This window comes from Peribacillus sp. FSL K6-1552 (assembly GCF_038005205.1).
GTDB classification, from domain to species: domain Bacteria; phylum Bacillota; class Bacilli; order Bacillales; family DSM-1321; genus Peribacillus; species Peribacillus butanolivorans.
Genome location: NZ_JBBOST010000001.1, coordinates 2,882,339 through 2,900,966, shown reverse-complemented (window position 1 = coordinate 2,900,966; position 18,628 = coordinate 2,882,339). Strand labels below are relative to the sequence as shown.

Sequence of the window (18,628 nt, the reverse complement as noted above, 5' to 3'; positions counted from 1 at the left end):
TACATACAATTCCTATAGGACGTTGTGAAAAAAACAGCACAAAACCGGCCTCAGACCGAGACCGGTTTCAACATTTAAAGATGTAAGCCGCCATTGCCGTATTCAGTAAGAAAGTTTTAAACCACCACTCCTCAAAGTGGGTGTTTGCAGAAACAATCCTGTTGTCCAAGTCAGTGACAAGGCATAACATTCCTGTTTCAATATAAAACTCCCTATTACAGCTTAAAGGTTAAAACTTAATAATCATTACGAACAGCGCAGCTTCTATAGTTATATTACCTAAACTCCGCTCATTCAGCAATGTGAATAATTACCATTATCTAAAAAGATTCAGCAAAGCCCTATACAACCTAAAAATAGCTATGAATGAATTGAACATTTGTAAATCAAAATATCGGTATATTCCCATTTTTACTAACTTAAATGATCACTGTCTCAAGAGTTTATATAACACCCATTCGATAAAAATATATTTATATTGAATGAAACGATTGATTAAAAAAACCTATATAACCCCTGGTTTTTTTCTTGAAGGTGTAATCCTGTTTCTTTGTTAGAAAAGGTGGGCAGGGCGAAATTTTTTTCATATCCTTCCCTGGCTACTGATATAATAGAATCTATTAAAAAAGGTCAACCAGTAATTTTTATTGGTCGACCTTATAATACGAACTATCCGATAGTTAAACAAGCACCTTATTTTCTATTGCATTATTGCGTATTTCCGAAATAAAAGCACGAGCGAAAGTAGACGCTCGTGTGAATGTAATTTAAGATGGATAATTAATTTTACCAGTTTCAACTAATTGTTTTAACCCTTCAAACATATAACCCCAACCTTGTTCAGTTTGACTATTATATTCATTCTGTGCTTTTTCAATGTCTTCCTCAGTCCAACCTTTTTCGTGAGGAACGACAATCAATTGTGTGAAGGTCATCTCGCAACCATTTTCAAAAGGTTTAATTTCAACGGTAATCCTGTCCTCCGTATCACTGAATTGTGGCATTTTAAATGTGAAAACTAATTTACTTGGTGAGTCAACTTCTATGTACTTACCAACTGCCCTGTAATCTTTACCTTCTCTATGGTCGACAATTTCCCAGAAGCCACCTACTATAGGCTCATTGTTAGCCACTTTATTCGTTGATTCCATTGTAAAAAACCATTTTCTCATCATTTCTGGGTTCAACCAAGCGTCAAATACTCTTTCCGCCGGGACATCAAAACGACGAATCATAGTAAGTGTTGTTGTTGATGTATTAACCATCTTTATCAACCTTTCCTAAATAAGTTAATTATTAAATTGTACTAATAATCTAATGTTCTTCCTTTTTGGCTTTATTTAGCTCACATCCAAGAACATCAAACTGCCTGTTTCAAAATCACTCATAAAAACGAAGCCATTCTGTAGCGGATGATAACGAATCGGGATTTAGACGACATATATGTGTTCTCCCTTTCGTTGTCTTATTAAGTAATCCTGCCCGTTCTAAAACTTTGATATGCTTAGAAATTGCTGCTAAAGACATATCAAAAGGTGCTGCCAGTTCTGAAACTGTTCGGTCATTAGAGGCAATAAGACGAACTATTTCTCTTCGAGTTGGGTCAGCCAAAGCTTGGAAAATATTATCTAGTTTATCATTATTTTGTTCAACCAAATGGTTAACTATAATGATAACCATTTGGTTAAATAAGATCTTTGTGCCTTTTATTTTTAACAGATTCGTGTAATGTATAACATCAACTCTTTATTTCACTATCTTGCTTACGTTAGGGCAACAAGAAAAGCGATTTATTCCGATAACTGCCTAATATAGCGGAAGCTCTTCTATATAATGTAAGTTCCTCATAGAATAAGTGATGGATGATAAATAAATACTTAGCTGTAAGCTAAATTGGAATGCAACTCTTAAATCATTCCCTTTTCTTTATGTAGATAGGGTAAACGCTACTTTTGAAGCAATAAATATGAACAAATTATGTATACTCCAATAAAAACTAAAAATATATTATGAAATTACTAATATTTCTCTTTTACTAATGTCGATCTTGTTGTAATATAAATGTAACAATTGTAATATTAATTGCGCTATTGTTACATAATTATCCTAATTAGAGATTGGGGAGAGAAAGTATGAAAAAATTTACAGGTATGCTATTATCAATCATCATTCTTTTTTGTACAATGAGTACCGTAGTTACAGCACAAAATACATCACAGAATTTATCTGACAAAAATGCATTAAAGATAGCCGATAAAGCCAGCAATCATTTCTGGAATGCATTACATGGATACACTAATCAATCCTGTTCACAAAAAACATTTAATTATAAAGGTACAGAGTATTCTTACCTTTGCCAAGAATTTAATACTAAAGACAAGCTAGTTAAATACTTAACTGAAACATTTACTAATAGTGCAGTAGAAAAAGGGCTGACAAAGTATAAATATATTACGTATAAAGGAAAATTAGCTCGTCCTATAGGAGACGGCGACAGCATGTTAGAATGGCGGAAAGCAAAAATTAAATTGGTCTCTCAAAAACTAAACGTTAGATCTTATAAATTAATTGTTCCTACTGTTGATGGTGACACCGTAAACCGAACTGTTACCTTTTACAAGTCAGGTTCTACTTGGAAAGTAAATCAGTTCGATGCAGTTCAATAAGAAAATAGCAAAAATGAAACACCTCTTATCCAAATAGTTAAAACTATATTGGATAAGAGGTGTATTTTTTATGAGAACTACCATTTGAATGGATAATTCTTTATATAGGCTCATTTTTGTGTATGGCGCGGAACCTCACTTCTAATAAAGCAAAGCAAGTATGCTGTGTATTAACGGATTTTTGCTTTTCGAAAGCCTTTATAGGATTCCAAGACTGTAAAAAATACATCGATTAGAATGACTCCCCAGTAAATCGAGCTTTTCCATTCATTGATAGAAAATAGATTCGAGATATACGTAATGAATTCGTGGGTGAATAAATTCGGATTACTGATGATGATGATAAATGTTATAGTGGATAGTAGCTGATAAATGGCATTGATCAAGGCAAGTTTTAGCGTCCATTGTCCTACGAGTAACTTGTAAATAGCCAAGATGACACCCATGATAATGATGCAAAAAATCAGCGGCCAATAGGAATTCAAGACCTCTTGATTAAAAGAGGGTGTCACAAAAATGAGGCCGTTATTTCTTCCTTCATAGACACCTAAGAGGTTGGCTGCGTTAAAATAAACGACAGCGAATATTGAGATAGCTAACAAACTTCCGAAAATCTCAATCTTAGGAATTACTTTTTTCTTAGAAATGTTCGGAATATGTTTTAAATCCTCTGGAGTCCATCGTTTCAAACTTTTTGTTAAAGGCATCTGATCCTTTGAAGTATCTGTGCGTTCTAAAATGGCAAATAAAAGCGTTAACCAAAAAAACACTTGGATACCTGTACTGATGATCCCTGCTATCCCTTTTCCGATTAACATGATAACTACTTCTATAACCGTTTTTTCACCAATATCTCCAAACACATTTTCTCCTATAAGTGCAATCAAGGAAATTACGGCTGCGATTGGTAAAATCATTTTTAATAGACTGATATATACATCATAATAACGTGGTCCAATCAAGTGCATCGGCCGATCTCGATAACCACTTGCCAGTGTAACCGGATCTCCTAATTTTAAAAGGACCTCTTTCACGTCTTGCTCGGTATAATCGTCTGGAAGCATATCTTCGATTGTAGACTGAAGCTCAAGCGCAATATCCTCTCGGTTTTTCTCTGGTAGTCTGCGGGTAACTTCCTGAATATAAAGTTCAATCAGTTCCATCGTCTTCCTCTCCTTTTAATAAAATATAAAGCTCCTGAGATGTTTTTTCCCATTCCTTCTTTAGTTGAATGAAAATTTTGTTTCCATAATCGCTTAAAATATAATACTTACGCGGTCTGCTCTCTGTAGTATCCCAGCTACTAGTCACCAATTCCTGTTTTTCCAGGCGTCGAAGCAATGGATATAATGTACTTTGATCAATGGTAATTCCCGACTTCTCTAATCGTTGGACAAGCGAATAACCATATTGGGGTTTTTTGAGCTGACTTAGAACTGCTAACGTCAAAGTTCCTCTGCGAAGCTCTGTTGTTAATGAATTCAATAAAGTGCTCACCCACTCACCTCTTCTCTATACTATGTGACGTACACTATACTTTATACTATGTATCATACACTATTATAGTTCCTACACCAACAAAAAAATGTAAATATTTTCCGGAAAAGGATTTAGTGTATGGAAATTTTAGAGTCACAAAAAAAAGAAGCGATTTCCGCCTCTCTGCTTTTCGTTATTAAAATCATACAAGAATGACCCATAAAATCATCGTGGTAATTATCGTAACTACACCCTGTAGCAATGTTGCCATCGTTTGTGCTTTGTAGGCATCCGTTACTTTCATTCCACTAAATTGGGTGACTATTTTTTAAAAGAAGCTAAAAAAGTGCGCATAACTTGCTCAGCTGAAACCTCTAAAAATTCAGCCCCTCTTTCCATAGCTTCTTGTAACGGCATGGGAGCGTTTACAAGACTATGAATGCTAGTAATTCCATGATTATATAAAACGTCAATACCTGTTCCAATTGAACCAGCTAAGACAAATACGGGAATGCCTTGCTTTTTCGCTTCTTCTGCCACTCCCATGGGTGTTTTACCTGATGCAGTTTGGTAATCGATTTGTCCTTCACCAGTAAAGACACAATGAGCTCCACGGAGTTTTTCTCCAAGTTTGGTATATTCAATAACGATATCGACGCCTCTTTTCGTTTCGGCAGAGAAAAAGGCTTGGAATGCACCGCCAATTCCGCCTGCAGCACCAGCCCCTGCTTTATTATGCAAGCGAATACCTGTCTTGGTTTCTACCAAATCAGCCCAAATTGATAAAGCTTTATCGAGAAGATCCACCATGACTGGTGTTGCCCCTTTTTGTGGACCAAATACAGAAGAGGCCCCATCAGGTCCGACCAATGGATTTTGAACATCTGATGCGATTATAAACTCACATTCTGCTATTCTTGAATCAAAATCTTGTGTATTTATTTCCACAATTCGTGATAATTCCGCCCCTCCGAATCCAACCGATTTCCCTTCTAAATCTAATATTTTCATTCCTAAAGCCTGGAGCATTCCCACTCCGCCATCATTGGTAGCGCTTCCACCAATTCCTAAAATGAATTTTCGACATCCATCATTCAATGCTTTTTGAATGAGCTCGCCAGTTCCATATGTAGTGGCTATCAATGGGTTCAGTTTATCTGACTCGACTAGACATAAACCTGATGCACTTGCCATTTCAATCACACAGGTTTCCTGATCTCCCAAGATTCCATATGCAGCCTGCACGCTATCAAGTAATGGTCCTTTTACTGTAACTTCGACTTTCCGACCATTTGTTGCAGCAACAAGACTATCCATTGTACCCTCGCCGCCATCCGCTACGGGAACTAGTACTGTCTCTGCAGCTGGCAATACCTTTTTGACTCCCCGGTCTATTGCTTGCGAAGCCTCTAGTGCTGTCAAGCTTCCTTTAAAGGAATCTGGTGCAATAACAATTTTCATGGTCAGGCCCCCTGCGAATAAATTTAATATTAGGTTTATTATAATCTTCAGAAATATTTTAATCATCGTTCAAGCTATACAAAAAATTAGTATGACATATTTAGTTTTTTTGGCTATACTACATAGAAATAATTATCCTATGTTTGCTTTTTGTTTAATATCTAAATTTAATAAACTACTAGTATTAGAGTGGGTTGGAGTAATACCTTAAAACACTTATATAAAAATTAAAAGGTTAGTTAATAAAAATAGCTACACTTACTCTATCTCAGCAGTAAAACTACCTAAAAAACTATTTGAGGATGATTTATATGCTAACTCAAGAAATCGCAAGGGAAATTGTTAAACAAACTACTATCAGACTCAATCGAAATATCAATATTATGGATGAGAAAGGAACCATTATTGCTTCAGGGAATCCTGATCGTATTAACCAAGCGCATTTTGGAGCAATAGAGGTACTTAAAACCGGTAAACCTTTAATTATTCATGAACAGGATCGCCATCATTGGCTGGGCGTACTTCCTGGTATTAATTTACCCATAGAGTTCCAGAAAGTAATTATTGGTGTTATAGGGATCACAGGAGACCCCGCAGAACTCAAGGAGTTTGGAGATTTAGTGAAAATGATTACAGAAATGATGCTTAATCAATCATTTATGGCAGAACAACTCGAGTGGAAACAGCATTTGAAGGAACTCGTTTTTGAAGACTTACTTAAGGAAACGATTAATCAAAATTCAATAGATCAGCGACTCAACCTGATTGGAATGAAATTAGAACCTCCTTTTCAAGTAGGTATTTTGGAAATAAAATTGAATCCGTTAAAAAAGAATGAGGTGATCCAACTATTAGAAAATGTTTTCGATATACAACACACCCTTATTGGATTCTTAAACGTTAATCGAGTTTTCATACTAACTTCTACCCTTACTGAAAATTTAATGAAGCAAAAAATGAATACAGCTATCCATCAATTAATCGCAAAAAAATTTTCATTGCGGGTTGGGATGGGTTCATTGGCGGAATCCGAATTATTTATATGTCACTCATTCCACGAAGCCGAATCAGCCCTGTTACTTGGCGACGACAATCAGTCTTTAACTACATATACAGAAGTGGAAACCAAAGCCCTTTTGGACCGAATAGATGATCGAACGAAACAACAATTTCAAGAAAGAATATTGGGCAGCTTATCTGAAAAACTGATTGAAACACTCCAACAATTTTTCCTTAGTAACTTAAATATCGGCGAATGTGCAAAAAGTATGTACATTCACCGTAATTCTCTTATTTACAGAATCAAAAAAATAAAGGAAATCACCGGTTATAACCCTCAGGAGCTAAATGATGCAATAACCTTACAATTAGCCATTTGGGTCAAACAAATGCAGCGGAAAGTTTGATTTTTATTGAGTGATAAAGTTGTACCTTCAATCTAATTATGTTCCTTTCCTGTTTAAGAGTCTGAAGTAAATTTTTGTATAAATAATCGAAGTACCGAGTAGATTAACAATACATGATTCTTTGCATACAGGAGGGCTAGGATGAATAGCATCGCAAATATTTTAATTATTCTTGGATTTTCTATTATTTTCTTAATTTTCATTGTAATAGTTCTTTTATTAATCTATATGATTTTCTTTGATCGTAGGCAGAAACATCATGCGATTCTAAGGAATTATCCAGTGCTTGGAAGGGTTCGTTACTTTTTAGAAAAGATAGGTCCTGAAATGCGTCAATACTGGTTCAACAGTGATAATGAGGGAAAACCTTTTTCTCGAGATGACTATGAACACATGGTAAAAAGCTCAAAATATTTACGGGATGTCATTGGTTTTGGTTCAAAACGAGATTTCGATGAAGAAGGATTCTTTGTAAGGAATAGTATGTTCCCAAAATTGGCTGAAGAAGAAAAATACGACCGAGAAACAAAAGTGATGACTAAAAGATACGTCCTTATGAAGGATCCGCTTTTCTCACAACGAGAAGAAACATGGGGAGATGAAGAATCCTCTGCCTATTTATTGGATGATGAGGATGCTGTGATTATTGGTCCGAACACAAAAAATCCCTTTAAATTAAAAGGACTTATCGGGATGTCTGCTATGAGTTACGGATCATTGGGGAAGAATGCTATCACTGCTCTGTCTGAAGGATTAGCTTTAGCAAAAGGGACATGGATGAATACAGGAGAAGGTGGCCTTTCCCCTTATCATTTAATAGGAGGGGTCGATATTATTATGCAAATCGGACCAGCCATGTTTGGAGTTCGAGATAGTATCGGCGAAATGGATTGGGATGAGTTAAAAAGAAAAAGTGAAATTCCAGAAATCAAAGCCTTTGAGGTTAAATTAGCCCAAGGGGCAAAAACTCGCGGAGGTCATATCGATGCTGAAAAAGTAAATCCTGAAATTGCAGAGATTCGAAAGGTTGAGGCATACAAATCAATCGATAGTCCGAATCGATTTCATCAATTTCATGATGTAGAATCAATGTGTGACTTTGTTGACAAAATCCGAAACCATACAGGCATACCGGTTGGTATTAAGATGGTTATCGGTGGAAATGATAGTGTTGAAAAACTTGCCAAATATATGAAAGATACTGGAAAAGGTCCAGATTTCATAACGTTGGATGGCGGAGAAGGAGGCACAGGTGCTTCTTATCAAGAATTGATTGATAGCGTAGGGTTGCCTATCAAATCAGCTTTACCAATCCTAGTTTCAACTCTTGAAAAATATGGCGTCCGAGATCAGGTGAAAATCATTGCCTCTGGTAAGCTGTTCACTCCTGACCGAATTGCCATCGCTTTAGCTATGGGAGCTGATCTTGTCAATATAGCCCGCGGTTTCATGATTTCAATCGGATGTATACAGACTATGAAATGTCAATCCAACGCTTGTCCTGTCGGGGTTGCAACGACTGATCCAGAATTGCAACAGGCACTAGTCATTGATGAAAAGAAATACCGGGTCGTAAATTTTCTCGTTACCCTAAGAAAAGGACTATTCCGAATATCAGCCGCCGCTGGTTTGGATTCTCCCGTTCGTTTCCAGCCAATGCATATTAGCTATAAGGACGACAAAGGAATCGTCACGTCCCTTGAAAATATTCTAAATGAAGTAAAGGGACAAATAAGAGTAAGTAAATAGTTGTAAAAGTACTAAACCACCGCCTATTTTGTTGATAGGCGTTTTTTTGTCGGAGTCCCCTCTTCTATTTCCTTCGATACGAAAAGAAATGAAAGTGAAGTCAATGGCCCCATCAATTTTACGAACCAAATGGTTCGCTGGCACCAGTTGATCCAAAGTAATCATTTCAAGTTGATCTCGCTGAATAGAATTATGTTTCGAAAGCATTGTCATCACCTCAAGTTTTAATACTCCTATATTAAAACAAAAAAGACTGTAGGCAAAAGTGTTTATTTCTAATTGTTAAAACAAAGTTGATTGGAACGAAAGGTTCGAGACTCCTGCGGGAAAAGCGTGTCCAAGGGAGACCCCACAGGCGCAAAGGCGCCGAGGAGGCTCCCTGACCGCCCGCGGAAAGCGAGTGCCCTACGTTCCAATCAACGTTCGAATTTTTACAACCCTTCAAAAAAACTGTAGACAAACTCGATTTTCATCGAGTTTGTCTACAGTCTGAAAGCTCAAGTGTATGAGCTTGTATAAACCAAATTAATTTTTTAAATCAAAACTAGGAAGAAAAATTAAATGGATTGATAATACCATATGCCTTCACGTTTGAATTTACTGCATTGGTCGTTTGAATAGAGGTATTCAAGGTGTGCCAATGTTTCACCCACCGCAAATCGTGATTCGTGGATTGATAAATTTTTAAAAAGGACATTGCACGCGGTATTTACGGTTATCGGCTCTTTCATGTTTTCATAAACTTCATTTAATCGATCTTGATGGTGATCCAATAATTCCACAATTCTTTTATTGGCATTTTTAAAAGGTGTTCCATGTGAAGGAATGACATATTCAACGTCCAGCTTTTGTATTTTTTTCAATGAAGTAAAAAACGCTTCTAATGGATTGTTGATGCCTCGAAACCAATAAGAGATATTTGGTGAAATCCTAGGTAAAATATGATCTGTTGAGAAAAGGACACTATTTTCCTTATTATATAAGGTAATTAGCCCGTCTGAATGTCCAGGTGTCAAAATCACTTCATATTCGTACTTGCCAAAACATATTTTCATCCCTTCTTCAAGGTGATGATTCACAGTAGGATAGGGTTTTACCTGTGTGATAAAGCTAATTTCATCACTGGACAAGGCAGATGCTTTATCATCTATAATACCGCATGCATCATAATTGCCCTTAAGGAATTGTAGTGAACCAGGTTCCCAATATGTCGTCCCCGCCAATTCATCCACTTGTGTCATCCAAACATCTGCACCTGTTAATGCTTGTAAAGTTCCAGCATAGCCGAAATGATCTGGATGATAATGAGTAAGTAAGATATCATTAACATCGTGTTTATCAATTATGGGATTCCATATATCCCTTGTTACTTTGTTGTTCAATCCTGTATCAATAATTGTCCACCCTTTTTCACCTTCTGCTAGAAAACAATGAACGTGGTCCAACCTAAAAGGCAATGGAATGGTAACTTGAGTAACTTCCAATTCATTCAGCAAGTCTAATTCTCCTTCCAATTTAGTATCGATTATCTTTTCGAATTCCCATCCCGTTAATAACAAAAAAAATATTTATCGCCGAGTAATTACGCGATACCTTTTAAGGGAGATTGTTTGGTTATCAAACTTTTCAAGTAACTAGTTAATAGAAGTAACTATTAAATAAAGTATATAATTTATTAATTCGACACGTTCTCTGATGTTCCTCTAATCAATATCCTTGGATTTATCGATAATGGTATAAAAAATCAAATTATTATTTTATTTAAATAGTTGAGTTGCTGTATAAAAGCACCACGATAATCTTACATCAAATTTAATTCTTGTAGAAATTATTCTATTAGAGAGGTCATTTTGCTTGCTTATTCCATTGTAATCACTACTAGTTAACTTAATGAAAAAGAACCGCCATCACTATATGATGGCGGTTCTTCGCTTTACTTATCTTCCTCGATTGTTTCAACAAGAATAAATAGAAAATTATAGATTAGACTAAAAGCTTCTCCTAATGACATGTCTTCTCGAAATCCTTTAACATTATTCAAAGCAAAATTCACGTCCCATAGCCCATCACCTTGGTTGAACATCAAACTGAATGACCCGATACCGCCTTGGAGCTCCTTATTTAAATAGGCTTTTATAGCATCTCCTATTTTTTTCTGAAATTTTAATCCGAACATAGCGTTATAAGTACTGAATACATCATCAACTTCCAAAGAAAGTGCCTCAACCCCGATTAGTTCGAACCATGAAGATTCAAAGTAAAGGAATTCCTCTATATTTGTTTTTAAAAACTCAATTGGTTGAGATAAAAATGCAGCAGTTTCTTCAGAAATCATTTCTTCGCTTTCTTTATTACTGCGTTCGATATAAGCATCAGCAAAGCGGAAAGTGTTTTCTTTTTCTACGATAGAAATATCGTCAGGGATTAACTTATGTCTCTCTGCATAATCCAATTCTTCTTTAAACAATTCCAGCTTGTTTTCACTTAAAGTTTTTGATATGTATGCTTCCATTTGTTTTTTTAACATGGTATGTCCTCCTAGTATCTTTTCAAAATGATCCGTTTCAATCATAGCATATTCATTACAGATAAAATAACTATGTGAAAAATCAATTAATATATCGGTTGTGGCAATCGTTTGACGTCTTCGATATAGTTATACTAGAGGGTTTTATACAAATGAAAGAAATGAGATGTTAAACATGCAAAAAATCATTATAGTTGGAGCAGGAATTTTAGGAGCCTCCACGGCCTATCAGCTTGTAAAAATGGGAGCCGATGTTGTCATTGTTGATCGCCTAGATAGAGGACAAGCCACCGCCGCTGCGGCAGGTATCGTGTGTCCATGGATTTCACAACGGCGTAATAAAGATTGGTATCACCTTGCGAAAAATGGTGCTCGTTTTTATCCCAATCTAATTGAAGAGCTTGAACGGGACGGGGAAACAGAGACTGGCTATGCCCAAGTAGGGGCTATCAGCTTACATACGGATGAAGAAAAACTGCTGGCCATGCAGAAACGAGCGACAAAACGAAAAGAAGATGCACCTGAGATAGGGGATATTACTTTGCTCACTTCTGAGGAAACGAATGCCCTATTTCCGCCTCTTTCCGGCGAATATGCTGCTGTTCATATAAGTGGAGCCGCACGAGTCGATGGACGGGCACTTCGTGATTCATTACTTCGTGCTTCACAAAAAAACGGAGCGAAACTTATGTATGGTGAGGCTGCTCTGACATATAGCGATTCACAAGTAACAGGTGTAACAATTGCTGATGAGGTCATTACCGCCGATAAAGTAATTGTATGCGCAGGAGCATGGGCCCATCAGTTACTGGAACCATTGGGAGTCAATTTTCAAGTCAGCTTTCAAAAGGCTCAAATTGTTCATCTAGGGTTGCCGGATACAAACACAAATAACTGGCCGGTTGTTATGCCGCCTAGTGACCAATACTTGTTGGCTTTCGAAGATAATAAAATCGTAGCCGGGGCAACACATGAAAATATGGAAGTATTCGATAATCGAATGACCGCAGGAGGATTGCAGGAAGTTTTTAATAAAGCATTAAATACTGCTCCTGGTTTGGCAGATAGTACGTTTATTGAAGCAAGAGTAGGGTTCAGACCCTTCACTCCTGATTTCCTTCCAGTAATTGGCCCCATACCTGATTGGGAAGGTATCATAGTTGCTAACGGGCTAGGTGCTTCCGGTCTAACAATGGGCCCTTATATCGGCTCTCAACTGGCAAATCTTGCACTTGATAGAGAAATAGACATCGATTTAGAAAAGTATGACGTGAAGGGTGCTCTAGGAATGTAACTTCTTGTATTAGCGCTCGATGTATAAATACACGAAACAAATAGATTAAGAATATGAACTGTGCCCCAGAAATAGACGATTGACAACAGTAATATCTTTGATTTACCACTAAATGACCCCGGCCTTTGTCCAGGGTCATTCTTTTCGGTATGCAATCGTACTTCAGTTTCGAATTCAGAGAAAAAAAAGACAAATTCTCGTTCCGAACCGAAAGGCAGGAAAAGAATTTATCTTTAAAAGGTTTTTGGGGATAGAGATAAACGATAGGGTTTACAGGTAAAACTTATTGGTTAAAACGTCCGCGCTGGCGTAGTAATTCTCGGTTCAAGTTTGGATCCTTTTCAAATGCAGCACGTCCGTGAAGCCAAAAAATATTATTAACGACAACCAAATCACCAACAGGAAGTTCTAGTTCAATTACACTTTCATCAGCTTCCAATGATTTAGAGAAATCACGTAGGTATTTTGCTTGTTCAATGGACTCAGGATAAACAAATTGATCGATAAAACAAACACCCGGCTTGTTATTATGATTAAAGAAAGTTAAACGTTCAATTTCTTGATCAATATTTTTACTTTTTGGGGCTTTATACGTAAATTTTTGATTTGATAATGGGTGATTGACGTACTTATCAAGTTCCTTCCAATCATCAAGGTGTAATAAACGTGATTCGCCTCCGCGGGCATTTTCTTCGATCGTCTTCATCATAAGCAACCAGTCTGTCGGCTCATCTACAAAGGTACCGTCTGTATGAAGAGTAAATAAACGATATGCCTGACGTAGATATGAATCGCTGCTATCTGTATCTTGTACACTAAAACGTGCATAGTACTTTCCAGACATTGAATCATGGTTTGGAGTTCCAAGTAAGTGTGAAATCGCTGTTGCGAAAATAACATATTCATCAGTATTTTCAGTGACACCTTCTAAACCAAGAGTGAATCCGCCAGACTCTCGATCATGAACAATGCTCCGAAGTACTTCGCCAAACTCTTCTCCTACTTGATCCAATAGGTAAGAAGCGACAATGTGACGTGCGTATGGTGTATATTCCAAATGTTGTACAGATTGATTATCCTTTAATACTACTTCTAAAAAACTTGCAATTGCCTCTTTTGAGATTTCAATATGATACAAACGATCTGTTTGCGGGTGAACTTTCACCTCATATTTTTCAGTTTTCTTTTCAAACTTCGCTTTCTTTTTTTCTGCAATACTCATGAATAATTCCTCCTGTTATTTGTAGAATAGGGTAATGAGTTAACGGGAAATATAAAAAGCCAGTCGCACAAGTTCCCTACTAAAATAGGATTCAACTTGTACAACTGGCTTATATTCACTTCACTGCTCTATGCAAATAGAGTCACAGCGAATATGCAGTTTATGTATTATTTATGTTTCCTGTTTCCAATTATTATAATCTATTCACGATTTTGAAAAGGTATTTTACAAAAGGTGATAATGTCATAATATTGGCTTAATTCAATTAAAACACTTTCGTATTCTAATGTCAACTCTTTTTACTTATTATTCAGATAAATTAAATTAAAAATCTAGTTCGGTTGTTTTGGTTTTTCCCCGGCCTTAATTTGCTGAAAATGGAGATCTAAGTCTTTTAATGCAGCGATCAACGCATTTGTTGCCTTTCCCCGATAATAGGATTGAATAGATTCTATCGCATTATCAACACCATCATTTAAACTAGTCCCTTTTAACACGCGTCCAATAAATTCACGTCCATGTTCTGTTGCCAATGTACAGGAAGCTTCTAGTATAACCCCATATTTAGCATCGACTTCTGCAGTAATGGTTAACGTTTCAAAGACACTTTTTGCTGCCATTCCCTGGGGTAAACGTGCGTGACCTGCGATAAATATTGTTTTACCATTAAACATGAGGCTTCTTCCTTTCTAAATATGATTTATTTTATTAAAGCTGCTTCCAATAAGTGCGATTGTTCTGGAATACGGTTAACAACCTCTTTTCCAATTTCAATAGAAGCTGTAGCTGCAGGAGACGGAGCGTTACATACATGAACAGTACGTTTCCCCATTATAATATGAAAGTCATCTACCATATTCCCATCGTCCTGTAAGGCCTGCGCTCGAACGCCTGCAGGTGCCGGAATTAAATCATCTTCCTGAATTTCAGGAATTAACTCCTGGAGGCTTTTCGTAAATTGCTTCTTGCTAAAAGAACGGACATATTCATCCATCCCTTCTTTCATAAATTTACTCGCGAGTTTCCAGAACCCTTTGTAACTTAAAACTTCTGTTAAATCTTTTGCATTGAAGTCCGTTTTTTTATATCCTTCACGTTTAAAACTTAACACAGCATTTGGACCAGCATCTACTTCTCCGCTAATCATCCGAGTAAAATGGACCCCTAAAAACGGAAATTTTGGATTTGGAACAGGATAAATTAAATGGTTAACGAGATGGCGTTTTTCTGGTATCAACTTAAAATACTCGCCACGGAATGGTACAATTTTCATATCAGTTTTGTACCCCGCTGCTGCTGCAATACGGTCACTGTGCAACCCAGCACAATTAATTACCATTCGTGCTTTTAGGGTACCGTTGTTCGTCTCGATCGTTACACTATCTGATTCCTCGTTAATTTTTTCTACTTTTGTATTTAGCTTAATCTCACCTCCATATTCTTTGATAATATCGGCGATTTTTTCGCTGACCTGACGATAATTTACAATACCAGCTTGCGGGACGCGAATCGCACCAAGTCCGTTTACATGTGGTTCGATTTCCTTTAATTCATCCACACTTATTTTTTTTATAGCCAGTTCATTTTGTAGACCACGTGTATACAAATCATTAAGAATTGGTAACTCATCTTGCTTTGTCGCAACAATGACCTTTCCACAAATATCATGTTCGATTCCATGTGTTTGACAGAATTCCGTCATTGATTTGCTTCCTTGGCGAGCAAATCGTGCTTTAAAACTTCCTGGTTTATAATATATTCCTGAATGAATAACACCGCTGTTATGACCAGTTTGATGATCTGCAACAACAGACTCTTTTTCAATAACTACCACTCTCGCATTAGGAAACCGCTTATAAAGTGCCATTCCCGTTGATAAACCTACAATTCCCCCACCAACAATTGCAAAATCGTACATAATTACCACTCCTTATTATTTATGGTTTTTTTAGCAACTCCATACACGTGATTAAATTATTCTTGGTTCGTAAAATATGATATTCCACAGATGCTCGAAGTTCTGCAGGATCGCCTCGCAAAGCTGCTTCATAAATCATCCTGTGTTCCCGCTGCGTTTCAGGGTAATAATCAATAAGCAAGTTGGGCGCAATTGGCGAGATACCTAGCGTTTCTACCATTTTTTGAACCCTAGGCCATGGACAACCTTTTCGAAGGGTTTCATGAAAAGCCGCATTCAATTGAATATAGTGTTCATTTGTTACATCGGATAACTGAATCTCTTCCATTTCAATCAATATTTTCTCTAATTGTTTTTTGTCTTCTTTTGTTAAATAGGGAAGTGACTTTTCAACAGCAAGGCCTTCAAGAAGAGACCTAGTGTGGTAGATTTCTTCAATATCATCTCGGGTTATTGGAGTGACGATAGCTCCTTTGTGTGGAACCATTTCCACTAAACCTTCCATTTGAAGCTGTGTAAGCGCTTCTCGAATGGGCATTCTGCTTACATCTAATCGTTCAGCCCATTCCTCTTGAATTAAACGCTCGCCTTTTTTCAGTGTCCCGTTTAAAATTGCCTGTCTAAGACTTTTTGTTACATTGTTTACGATAGTTGACTTATCTCTATTAGCATTATCCAATTTATCTTCCACCTTTCAATATTGGATACAATTTTAACTATAACAACTATATAAAACGATTACAATAGTAAAAATAAAAGATATTGTATCCAATCTAAAAATTATTGGATACAATATTTCTAAAAATCCACCTTTTATCACAAAAGAAAGTAACCTTCTGCTACGCTTACTTTAGTTCAATCTTTAATTTTTCTACTCTACGTAATAATGTCGTTCTATGGAAGACAGAGTTTTTCATCAGTTTAGACACATCCTCTCCTTTGTATAGATTATATAATTATTAATGTTGGTATTTAAAAGCGGACAAAAAAACTTGGTCCTCTTTATGTTTTTCAACTATGCTTCCGTTTGTTATATTGAAAAAGGAGATTCTTTTTTTCTGACTATGATACAATTAACTAAAAAACCAAATTTATACAAAGGAGTGAGGATATAATGAGTAAAGAAGTATATAATATTGGCGATATTCGCACTAATAATTTCACGGATGAAAATTTATTCGATAAAATTGGGTCATTATGGAATAGAATAAATGATTTCAATATTGAAAATGATATTAAGTATGGGGTTTACCATCAATACACAAGTAATTATCGTGGTGACTATACTTTAACTATTGCTACTGAAACTCCAGTGTCAAATGAAAAAATTATTATTCCAGAAAATGAATATAAAGTGTTTGAATGTTTACAAGATGAGCATTCCATAGGTGAAACTTGGAAAAAGATATGGCAGCTTGAAGATGAAAAAAAGTTGAATAGGGCATATAGCCTGGATTATGAAAAATATTATCCTGATGGAAAAGTGGAAATACATATAGCGATTAAATAATGCATTAACAAAAGAACCCTATAAAATATAGGGTTCTTTTGTTATGTCCCTAAAAAATAGTTATCTATACTATCCTTAGCTCATGTTCCCATTGAATTTAACACCTAATATCTAAGAAGAAAAAGACACTGTCATTACTCTTGTTGAGCAATATTCCCTCATGTTCTTCCCTCTTTATTTTAGATTCATCAAGTATTTTGTTAGTACAGATTTAAATATCTTTTCTAAATATAAGGAATTCTACTTTCCAGTTATTTATTATGTACGCTGATGGTTCTATAAAATAACAACTATTCCAAAAGAATATTAAATTTATATGTAAATATATTTACTAACAAAACTTTTTTTTGATTTACCTCATTTTATTCCCCTGGGTTTTATTATAAGATGAATCATTTATATACAAATGATTCATCCTAGATAATTTACTCTTAAATTTAGAATTACAATTGAAAATAACTAGTTTACATAATGTTATTATGATAAATAAAAAAAGAACCTTATTGGTCCTTTTTTTAATAATAGAAATCCATCAATGTTTCGTCCATTAAATCCTGTGTGAGTCCTATGTATATCATCGTATCTTTTGGATTGGAGTGATTAAGAATTTGTTGAAGTAAAGCGATATCCTTAAATTTTTGATAATGCAAATAGCCAAATGTTTTTCGTAGTGTATGTGTGCCAACATCCGGAATATCAGCCATTTCTGCTGCTTTGTTTAAAACCCGATATGCTTGTACCCTAGTGATTGGACCATTTCCTTTTCGGCTAGGAAATAAATAGTTTTCATTTTTCAGGTTCATCTTCCGAACATACTTCCGGACTTCTTTCCGAAGTTGAGGGTTGACAAGGAACCGTTTAATTTTCTCTGTCTTTTGCTCTACAATGACGATATGCGTTCCCTCTAGGATATCTTTTACACGTAACTGTAAAAGATCACCGATTCGAAGTCCAATGTTAATCCCGATAGAGAACATCATATAATCGCGGTAGCTGCAATATTTTAATAGAGATTTTTTCATCTTATCTATGTGATCCAGTCGGCGTATCGGCTGGACATTTTTGATTCTTTGAGAGGTTGCTTGCATGAGTAACTCATTCCCCTTTCCTCTTCTTTCATTGTACGTGAATTGACGAAAAAAAGGCAAGTTTTTTAAATTATAATGCTCTCAAAAACCTTGATTTGACGCGATTCCGAATGTATCAATACAGGTCCTTTGTTACATTCGGAATATTCTTATATTATTGATAGATAAAGAGTTTAATTCTCCCAATCTCCTTAAATATATTTTAATAGCGTTTAGAAAGACTTTATAACAATCGCGATGAAATACCCTACCACTTAAAAATGGACACCTTAAAATCAATTTATGGGACCTGTTTTTTATCTTTTATT

At 35.9% G+C, this 18,628-nt stretch carries 18 protein-coding genes and 1 other RNA gene; 5 read left to right on the top strand and 14 right to left on the bottom strand.

Going from position 1 to position 18,628, the window contains the following annotated elements:
- Positions 1-80: 80 nt before the first annotated feature.
- The 3 genes from ssrS to NST21_RS14035 form a co-directional block, all read right to left on the bottom strand.
- Positions 81-267, bottom strand: a non-coding RNA gene (gene ssrS / locus NST21_RS14045) — 6S RNA.
- 500 nt (positions 268-767) lie between these two features.
- On the bottom strand, positions 768-1,265 hold the full coding sequence (locus NST21_RS14040) for an SRPBCC family protein (protein WP_340889689.1): 498 nt from the start codon (positions 1,263-1,265) through the stop codon (positions 768-770).
- Positions 1,266-1,380: 115 nt separating this feature from the next.
- Positions 1,381-1,680 carry an ArsR/SmtB family transcription factor gene (locus tag NST21_RS14035; protein ID WP_340889688.1) on the bottom strand — a complete coding sequence of 100 codons (300 nt, stop codon included), beginning with the start codon at positions 1,678-1,680 and terminating at the stop codon, positions 1,381-1,383.
- Between the two features lie 452 nt (positions 1,681-2,132).
- On the opposite strand from NST21_RS14035, the gene NST21_RS14030 reads away from it, so the two are divergent.
- Positions 2,133-2,666, top strand: coding sequence for an IseA DL-endopeptidase inhibitor family protein (locus NST21_RS14030; protein ID WP_340889687.1), 534 nt, complete (start codon positions 2,133-2,135; stop codon positions 2,664-2,666).
- 170 nt (positions 2,667-2,836) lie between these two features.
- On the opposite strand, the gene NST21_RS14025 is transcribed toward NST21_RS14030, so the two are convergent.
- The 3 genes from NST21_RS14025 to NST21_RS14015 all read right to left on the bottom strand — a co-directional run bounded on the left by NST21_RS14025 (position 2,837) and on the right by NST21_RS14015 (position 5,606).
- On the bottom strand, positions 2,837-3,829 hold the full coding sequence (locus tag NST21_RS14025) for an HAAS signaling domain-containing protein (protein ID WP_340889686.1): 993 nt from the start codon (positions 3,827-3,829) through the stop codon (positions 2,837-2,839).
- Positions 3,816-4,163, bottom strand: coding sequence for a PadR family transcriptional regulator (locus NST21_RS14020; RefSeq protein ID WP_053346065.1), 348 nt, complete (start codon positions 4,161-4,163; stop codon positions 3,816-3,818). Before NST21_RS14020 ends, NST21_RS14025 begins: the two co-directional genes overlap by 14 nt.
- Before the next feature lie 303 nt (positions 4,164-4,466).
- Positions 4,467-5,606: a glycerate kinase gene (locus NST21_RS14015; protein ID WP_340889685.1), complete on the bottom strand. Its 1,140-nt coding sequence runs from the start codon at positions 5,604-5,606 to the stop codon at positions 4,467-4,469.
- 311 nt (positions 5,607-5,917) lie between these two features.
- On the opposite strand from NST21_RS14015, the gene NST21_RS14010 reads away from it, so the two are divergent.
- Both NST21_RS14010 and NST21_RS14005 read left to right on the top strand, forming a co-directional pair.
- Positions 5,918-7,012: a CdaR family transcriptional regulator gene (locus NST21_RS14010; protein ID WP_340889683.1), complete on the top strand. Its 1,095-nt coding sequence runs from the start codon at positions 5,918-5,920 to the stop codon at positions 7,010-7,012.
- Positions 7,013-7,153: 141 nt separating this feature from the next.
- Positions 7,154-8,761 (top strand): FMN-binding glutamate synthase family protein, encoded by a 1,608-nt coding sequence (locus tag NST21_RS14005; RefSeq protein WP_057213775.1) that lies wholly within the window; start codon positions 7,154-7,156, stop codon positions 8,759-8,761.
- On the opposite strand, the gene NST21_RS14000 is transcribed toward NST21_RS14005, so the two are convergent.
- The 3 genes from NST21_RS14000 to NST21_RS13990 form a co-directional block, all read right to left on the bottom strand.
- Complete coding sequence (locus NST21_RS14000; protein ID WP_340892692.1) at positions 8,723-8,968, bottom strand: hypothetical protein; 246 nt, start codon at positions 8,966-8,968, stop codon at positions 8,723-8,725. The genes NST21_RS14005 and NST21_RS14000 overlap by 39 nt on opposite strands.
- Before the next feature lie 350 nt (positions 8,969-9,318).
- Positions 9,319-10,257 (bottom strand): MBL fold metallo-hydrolase, encoded by a 939-nt coding sequence (locus NST21_RS13995; protein ID WP_340889682.1) that lies wholly within the window; start codon positions 10,255-10,257, stop codon positions 9,319-9,321.
- A gap of 437 nt (positions 10,258-10,694) precedes the next feature.
- Positions 10,695-11,288, bottom strand: a complete 594-nt coding sequence (locus tag NST21_RS13990) for a branched-chain amino acid aminotransferase (protein WP_190269573.1) — start codon at positions 11,286-11,288, stop codon at positions 10,695-10,697.
- 175 nt (positions 11,289-11,463) lie between these two features.
- On the opposite strand from NST21_RS13990, the gene NST21_RS13985 reads away from it, so the two are divergent.
- Positions 11,464-12,582, top strand: a complete 1,119-nt coding sequence (locus NST21_RS13985) for an NAD(P)/FAD-dependent oxidoreductase (protein ID WP_328116491.1) — start codon at positions 11,464-11,466, stop codon at positions 12,580-12,582.
- A 283-nt stretch (positions 12,583-12,865) separates the two neighbouring features.
- Here the strand turns inward: NST21_RS13985 and glaH are convergent, their stop codons facing one another.
- From glaH to NST21_RS13965, 4 genes are all read right to left on the bottom strand, one after another.
- Entirely contained in the window at positions 12,866-13,804 is a 939-nt protein-coding gene (gene glaH / locus NST21_RS13980) for a glutarate dioxygenase GlaH (protein ID WP_340889678.1), read from the bottom strand.
- Positions 13,805-14,136: 332 nt separating this feature from the next.
- Positions 14,137-14,478, bottom strand: coding sequence for a DUF3870 domain-containing protein (locus NST21_RS13975; RefSeq protein ID WP_057213787.1), 342 nt, complete (start codon positions 14,476-14,478; stop codon positions 14,137-14,139).
- Positions 14,479-14,504: 26 nt separating this feature from the next.
- Positions 14,505-15,722, bottom strand: a complete 1,218-nt coding sequence (lhgO, locus tag NST21_RS13970) for an L-2-hydroxyglutarate oxidase (protein WP_056519520.1) — start codon at positions 15,720-15,722, stop codon at positions 14,505-14,507.
- A 19-nt stretch (positions 15,723-15,741) separates the two neighbouring features.
- Positions 15,742-16,401, bottom strand: coding sequence for a GntR family transcriptional regulator (locus tag NST21_RS13965; protein ID WP_056519518.1), 660 nt, complete (start codon positions 16,399-16,401; stop codon positions 15,742-15,744).
- A 435-nt stretch (positions 16,402-16,836) separates the two neighbouring features.
- Here NST21_RS13965 and NST21_RS13960 point away from each other — a divergent pair, with 435 nt between their 5' ends.
- Positions 16,837-17,232, top strand: coding sequence for a GyrI-like domain-containing protein (locus NST21_RS13960; protein ID WP_340889676.1), 396 nt, complete (start codon positions 16,837-16,839; stop codon positions 17,230-17,232).
- Between the two features lie 515 nt (positions 17,233-17,747).
- Here the strand turns inward: NST21_RS13960 and NST21_RS13955 are convergent.
- Positions 17,748-18,320, bottom strand: a complete 573-nt coding sequence (locus tag NST21_RS13955; RefSeq protein ID WP_223305274.1) for a site-specific integrase — start codon at positions 18,318-18,320, stop codon at positions 17,748-17,750.
- Between the last annotated feature and the right edge of the window lie 308 nt (positions 18,321-18,628).